Source organism: Adhaeribacter aerolatus (assembly GCF_007991635.1).
GTDB classification, from domain to species: domain Bacteria; phylum Bacteroidota; class Bacteroidia; order Cytophagales; family Hymenobacteraceae; genus Adhaeribacter; species Adhaeribacter aerolatus.
Genome location: NZ_BJYS01000004.1, coordinates 217,404 through 223,403, shown reverse-complemented (window position 1 = coordinate 223,403; position 6,000 = coordinate 217,404). Strand labels below are relative to the sequence as shown.

Genomic DNA, 6,000 nt, shown 5'->3' with positions numbered 1-6,000 from the left:
AGTTTGGTGAAGCACTAGGAATGTACTTCTCAGATGAATCTATTCTTGAAAAGAACAAAGAGATTTTGAGAACTGAGATTATCAATTACATACGGATTCTGCACTAAACCCGAGTATTTTAAGCTTTTCGAGTGGACGTTTGACCTTTATAAAGATTGCATCGGTTCCGACAAGCAACGAATCATTAAAGTTTTGGCTGACTCATTTAACGACATTTCAAATACAGACATGAAGTGGATGACAAATGTATTGACACAGCCAGACGAAAAAGAGTTTTCAGAAAGGGACAAAATAAGTTACTATTTCAAGGTTATAGACGAAACCTTGGAGGGTGCATTTAAACCTCGATTAAAATTATTAGACAAACTTGTTAACTATAAGTTGCATGGGAATATTCCTGACAATTCAGGAGCAGACTTTGGAAAAGTAATTCGGGATTTTCCTAATCAGGTAAAAAGTGAAACAATTCTGTTTCTCGAAGATCCTTTTTTTTCAATTTCGACAAATCAGTGGAGAAACATTGCAGCACACAAATCCTTCACTATTAACAAGGACGACATCGTGGTTGAGTATGGAAGAAACACCATTCAGACACTTACACTGACTTATGACGATTTCTACAAAATCGTTCATTGGACACAAGATGTATATCGCGTAATTCGATTTGGACAAGTATTGACTGACCTAAACTATATTGAAGAAATAGTTGTCGAATTAGGCGGGACGGAAAATATGAATATTCGATTTGAGTCTTCGCTCTTGCACATCATCCATAACATGCAAATTGTAGGTTTTGAATTCGTATCAAATGAAGAACAGGACGAGATTTTTTGCCTTAATGTTAAAGGAAAGGTAGGGCATGACGTTAAATCTTCTTTAATACATGCATCGCAATGCCTAGACCAACTTTCATGCGCAATTTACGATGACAAGTTTGTGAAGGACAATTTTAAGAAAGCTAAAGTTAGTATCGTTGACAACTATAGAAATACACTTGCATCAGCGACTATATCCATCGAAGTTGCTGTGAATAAGGCTAAAGGCAAAATGACACTTGATGAATATCTGAGAAAGATGGATTTCGATATAATAATGTAGGCAAGGAATTTTATGGTCTAATGAACCATGAATGCGATTCAGTTAAAATGTGGACAGCAACTACCCTTTTAAAATCATTTGAACAAAAAGCATTGGATGTATTAAATAATGTCGAAAAGGATAGTAAAACTATTCACTAATTGACTGCAAGTACAACTATAGATTGCTGGAAAAAAGGTTTAATAACTAATATTGTGGATTGGAGCCCGCTATGAATAAGAAGGCGATAAAATACATACACATAACCACACCTAAAAACCACTAGAATGTTTTTTTGCAATGAGCGTTTTATGCAAGGCTGCTGAAAGTATATATTAATAACTCTATTTTAAATATAGAGTGCAATTATCACTATAATCGATTTATGTTCTGTTAAAAACAGAATAAATTGAGACCTATGAGAAAAATAATTTTAGCCTTATTTTTAATTGTCTTAAGTATCAACATTTTTGGACAATCAAATCAACTGTCAACTAAAGAACTAGCAAAATTATTTCCAGCAAAAAAGGTTGTATCTCGTTATCACAACAACTGGACCCAAAAATATTACCCAAAACGCATTCTAGAGTTTAAAAATGAACCTCTGGAGTATGGAGAAATTGTATTTATTGGGAATAGTATTACAGAAGGAGGGCACGATTGGAGCGGGAAGTTCGGTAGAGCGCCTATTCGCAACCGGGGAATTGCCGGTGATGTTACTGATGGTGTATTAAAACGTTTAAATGAAATAACTTATTTTAAACCAAAAGCTGTATTAATCTTAATTGGAATTAATGATCTTTTTAGCCTTCACCATGAAGAAGATAATCCTGCTCTAAAGTATGATAAAGTTGTTCCATCACCCGAATTTATAGGCAAAAACATATTGAAGATTGCAAAAATAATTCATCGTAAATCGCCAGTTACGAAGATTTATGTGCGTACGCTTTTACCTACTCGAAGGGAATATCTGAAAGAAGATATTCTTTTGGTAAATGAAATGATTAGAAGAAATGAGGGAAAAGGTTTTTATGAGGTAATTGATTTGTATGCTCAATTTATAGATTCAAACGGTGAATTGATAAAGGAATTGACCAATGATGGCGTTCATTTGAATGATAAAGGGTACGAGAAATGGGTTGACTTTGAGAAACCAATTATAGAAGGATTGGGAAAGAACCATAATTAACGGAAGATGGATAAATCCCAGCTGCTAAAACAAAAAGCCACCGTTAAGGTGGCTTTTTTTATGGTTGTCGGCTTATAAATCAGCTTACATTTTTTTCCATTCGGCAATGGCTTTCTCGTTCATCCGCACATAGTCGTCGTTTTTAGCTTCTTTGGCCAGGGCAATAGATTTTTCGGCGGTAGTAATGGCGCCTTTGTAATCTTTGTTTTTAGCCTGTATTTTGGCCTGCGTGTGCATGTTCCAGAATTTAGGATCCTTTTCGTTCGCTTTTTTAATCCATTCCAGGGCCAGTTTCGGATCTTTGTTCGTGTCGAAGTAATAAACGGCAGCGGCCGCGTATAAATCTGGTTTTACGTCTTTGCCGTTAATTACCTGCTCCTGAATCTGGGTCATTACCTTGCTGTCTACTTCGGTGGTAATTTTTACTTTAACCGAGGTATTCTCCCAAAGTAATTCCAGGTTGGCCGTAGCCGGTGTTAAATCGGCAAAATTAATGGTAAAGGTTTCGGTTTTAGTTGGTGTTTTCAGAGGTTTTACTTTAAACCGGGCTACATCTTCTTCTTTTTTATAATCTTTGGTATTGCCACCCAGTTTGGTATTCTTGTTAAAAATAACGGTCCATTCGCTTTCGCCCGGAATGGTATAAATGGCGTATTCGCCGGCGGGTACCGGGGTGCCCTGCAGGGTAACCGCGTCTTTAAATTCAATTACGGTAGAATTATTGGCGCCAGCCCGCCAAGGCTGGCCGTAAGGCAGGGTTTCGCCGAACATTTTGCGGCCTTTTAAGCTGGGACGGGAATATTTAACGGTAATGTCGGTTAAGCCAACACGCTGGGTTAAAGTTGCCTGGGGGCTGGCGGCCGGTATAGCCAACTGGGCCATTACCTGCTGGCTACAAAATATGGCCAGGGCCATTAAAAGGGTAAATAGGGTTCCTCTTCTTCTCATAATACGCTTTTTGTTCTTTTATTATAATCTAAACTAGCTGTAATATTACAAAAAAGCGGGTAAAAGAACTACCTTCAGCCAACAGTTTAAAATTAAAAACTAGCACCCAGGCTAAGGGCAAAAGCCGGCGAAAGAACGTAACTGCGCCGGACACTTTCGGGATCTTTATAAAGCAACGGAATATACCCCAACCGGAAAAGCAAGCCGCCCCGCGGCCGCTGGTAACGGAAACCAAACCGGCCGGTCAGGTGGTAATCGGGTTGGGTTGGTTCATTTGTAAACCGGTGGGTATAACCCACCCCCAGTTCCAGGTTGCCGGCCTTCTCACCAATAAACCCTAAAAGTTCAAACGGCACCACCGGCATTATTTTACCTACCCCGTTTATTTTGTACGGATAGGCGCCTGCTCCCAGCCGGACACTGGTTTTAATATTACCCGTTTCCATGGTCAGGTAATCGAAGTTGGCGGTAATACCGCCGCTGCCTCCCACCTCCAGAAAAACGGCTTTATTGGCGCGGTAACGCATGCGGGGCTCCTGGGCCTTGGTAAAAAAGGGAATCAATAACAGGGTGCATAAAAGCGCAGAAGCCGGAATTCGCATGGGACAGACAGTAAGAGAATCGGTAAAGATAGAACAAAAACAAATATTGCCTGATACGTAAAATGAAGCTTTTGTTTTGGGAAAAACTTCTGTTTTACCTAGCAGGCAATATTACAGATAAAGAAAAAGTGCTTAGCTCAGCTCAAACTGCAGCCGCAGTAGGTTGGCATACAAGCCATTTTCGTTAACCGATAAGTCTTCGTGGGTGCCTTGTTCTACAATGCGGCCGTTTTCGAGTACCAATATTTTATCGGCTTTCCGGATGGTAGATAAACGGTGCGCGATAATAATGCTGGTGCGGTTTTTCATGAGCTCGTCCATGGCCGCTTGTACCAGTTTTTCCGATTCCGAATCTAGAGAGCTGGTGGCTTCGTCGAGGATGAGAATAGCCGGATTTTTAAGAATGGCCCGGGCAATGGCAATGCGCTGGCGCTGGCCACCCGATAATTTAATACCACGTTCGCCTACCAAGGTATCTAAGCCTTCGGGAAAGGATTGAATAAAATCGTAAGCATTGGCTTTGCGGGCGGCGGTAACGATTTCTTCGTCGGTGGCATTGGGGCGGCCATAGGCAATATTTTCGCGGATAGAACCGCCAAAGAGCAATACTTCCTGCGGCACAATACCAATATGCTGGCGCAGTTGGGTCAGGTTTAAGGTATTTATATCGCGGCCGTCTACCAGAATCTTGCCGGAACTCAACTCGTAGAACTTCATCAGCAAGGCCACAATGGTAGATTTACCGGCCCCGCTGGGTCCTACCAGCGCAATTTTTTCACCGGCTTTAATCCCAAACGAAATATCTTTTAAAACGGCAATATCGGGCCGGGTAGGGTACGAGAAAGCCACGTTCTGGTAAGAAATATTACCCGCAATCTTAAAGTGCTGGTCGGAGGGGGCAGTGGGCACGTTGGTAGGTTCTACCGGCTCATCCAAAATTTCGAAAACGCGGTCGGCCGCGCCCAACGATGACTGTACTTTGCCATACATATCGCCTAAACCGCCCACCGAAGCGCCAATAAAGGTGGTGTAAATAATAAACTGTACCAGTTCGCCAATAGTCAGTTCGCCGCTTTCTACGAGCGAGGCACCATACCATAGCACCAGGATAATGCCGCCAAACAAGCCCACAATAATAAACGAAACAAAAGCGCCGCGGAAGTAAGAGGCCCGCAAGGCATTGCGCACGGCATTAGAGAGCGAGCGGTTATACCGGCCAATCTCAAAAAGCTCGTTTGTAAAGGCTTTTACCACGTTAATGGCTTGCAGCGTTTCTTCTACTATAACGTTGGTTTTAGCAATTTCTTCCTGGGTAGCTTTCGAAAGTCTTTTTATTCTTTTGCCAAAGACAAAGGCCATTAATACCAGTACCGGAAAAGTAGCCAGCATAAACAGCGATAGCTTAACCGAGGTAACCATGATAATAATAACGCCTACAATTAAGGTGACCAATTGCCGGAAAAGCTCGGCCAGGGTAATGGAAAGGGTATCTTGTAGTTGCGCCACATCCGAAGTAATGCGGCTGGTTATTTCGCCTACCCGTCGCTGCTCGAAAAAGGGAATGGGCAGCACCACAAACTTGGCATACAACGAGCGCCGGATATCGGCCACGGCATTTTCGCTGACCTGCGCAAAAAAGTATATCCGGAAAAACGAAAAGATACCTTGCAGTAATATTACCCCAAATAAACCCAAGGCAATTAGGTTGATATCTTTTAATAACCGGGACGCCTGGCCGGTGGCGCTATCGACGAGTTGGCCGGTCAAGGCCGGGAAAACCATAAAGGTGCTGCTGGAAAGGGCCAGGAAAATTAAGCCGATAAAAAATTTAAACCGGTAAGGTTTTACGTAGCTAAAAATGCGGCTTCCTTGTTTAAAGCTTTCTTTGCTGATGCGTTTTTTTGTGTCTGTTCCGGGGGTGTTTTCGGTACTAAATCCGGATCCGCGTCTTGCCATTAACGAATATTTTCTAAGTCTGGATGAAAAAACCCGGTAACCGGGCTTCTGCTACGGGCAAAGTTAAGTAATCCTGTATATTTAACGGATGAATCTTTTCGGGTAGCCAAATTTAAACAAACCCTGCTCCGGATAAGTTTAGCTGCCGCTATTTTTATAAGGTAATATTTTAAAGCTCAAAACGCCGGTTAAGGCCAGAGGGTTTAATACCCACTCCGGTAAATCACC

Annotated in this window: 5 protein-coding genes; 2 read left to right on the top strand and 3 right to left on the bottom strand. The window is 41.9% G+C overall.

What is annotated here, in order from left to right:
• Window positions 1-228: 228 nt before the first annotated feature.
• The gene (locus AAE02nite_RS04840) at window positions 229-1,098 is read left to right on the top strand and encodes a hypothetical protein (protein WP_174761914.1); all 870 of its coding nucleotides are present in this window, start codon (window positions 229-231) and stop codon (window positions 1,096-1,098) included.
• Window positions 1,099-1,495: 397 nt separating this feature from the next.
• Entirely contained in the window at window positions 1,496-2,266 is a 771-nt protein-coding gene (locus AAE02nite_RS04835) for a GDSL-type esterase/lipase family protein (protein WP_146895455.1), read from the top strand.
• A gap of 84 nt (window positions 2,267-2,350) precedes the next feature.
• Here AAE02nite_RS04835 and AAE02nite_RS04830 read toward each other — a convergent pair whose 3' ends face one another.
• From AAE02nite_RS04830 to AAE02nite_RS04820, 3 genes are all read right to left on the bottom strand, one after another.
• Window positions 2,351-3,214 (bottom strand): DUF2911 domain-containing protein, encoded by an 864-nt coding sequence (locus AAE02nite_RS04830; RefSeq protein WP_146895452.1) that lies wholly within the window; start codon window positions 3,212-3,214, stop codon window positions 2,351-2,353.
• Between the two features lie 92 nt (window positions 3,215-3,306).
• On the bottom strand, window positions 3,307-3,777 hold the full coding sequence (locus AAE02nite_RS04825; RefSeq protein ID WP_146895450.1) for a hypothetical protein: 471 nt from the start codon (window positions 3,775-3,777) through the stop codon (window positions 3,307-3,309).
• 171 nt (window positions 3,778-3,948) lie between these two features.
• Window positions 3,949-5,772 carry an ABC transporter ATP-binding protein gene (locus AAE02nite_RS04820; protein WP_146895447.1) on the bottom strand — a complete coding sequence of 608 codons (1,824 nt, stop codon included), beginning with the start codon at window positions 5,770-5,772 and terminating at the stop codon, window positions 3,949-3,951.
• Window positions 5,773-6,000 lie beyond the last annotated feature (228 nt).

What these genes read in the sequence shown, in the direction of transcription:
- AAE02nite_RS04835 (WP_146895455.1), top strand. Translation starts at nt 1,496, where the DNA reads ATGAGAAAAATAATTTTAGCCTTATTTTTAATTGTCTTAAGTATCAAC.
- AAE02nite_RS04840 (WP_174761914.1), top strand. Translation starts at nt 229, where the DNA reads ATGAAGTGGATGACAAATGTATTGACACAGCCAGACGAAAAAGAGTTT.
- AAE02nite_RS04820 (WP_146895447.1), bottom strand. Translation starts at nt 5,772, where the DNA reads ATGGCAAGACGCGGATCCGGATTTAGTACCGAAAACACCCCCGGAACA.
- AAE02nite_RS04830 (WP_146895452.1), bottom strand. Translation starts at nt 3,214, where the DNA reads ATGAGAAGAAGAGGAACCCTATTTACCCTTTTAATGGCCCTGGCCATA.